Below are 440 nucleotides of genomic sequence, written 5' to 3' on the forward strand. Positions count from 1 at the left end.
TCGACAGTGCGTCGGGCGTTGGCCAGGCAGGACAGCACGGCCTCTTGCGCGCGCAGCGCGGGGAGACGTTACCGAGCACGGCGTCAGCACAGCACCAGGCGACGACGGCTGACCTCGGGGACCGAGCTGTTTCAGGTGGTGCGTGATCATCTGGTGCTGTGGCGCTGGTCGCCCCAGCAGGAGGTGCAGCAGCGTCTGGTTCCAGGCCCTTGGGAAGGTGACCTGATCAAGGGCGCGTTCAATCGTTCCTGCGTGGGCACGTTGGTGGAGTGCAAGACGCGCGTGGTCGTGCTGTGCCGGATGGATGGCTGCACGGCGGCAGATGCGCTGGAAGGGGTTAACCGCCAGATGAAAACGCCTCCTGCCTCGATGCGAACGAGCCTGACCTATGATCACGGGACCGAACTGACGCGCTACGCCGAGCTGATGGAGGGGGTAAA

The 440-nt window shown here is 65.0% G+C and carries 1 pseudogene; it reads left to right on the forward strand.

Annotated features, from left to right (window positions below):
- Positions 1-440: pseudogene (locus tag XpopCFBP1817_RS21200) on the forward strand (hypothetical protein); the annotation flags it as partial.

This window comes from Xanthomonas populi, assembly GCF_002940065.1.
Lineage (GTDB): Bacteria > Pseudomonadota > Gammaproteobacteria > Xanthomonadales > Xanthomonadaceae > Xanthomonas > Xanthomonas populi.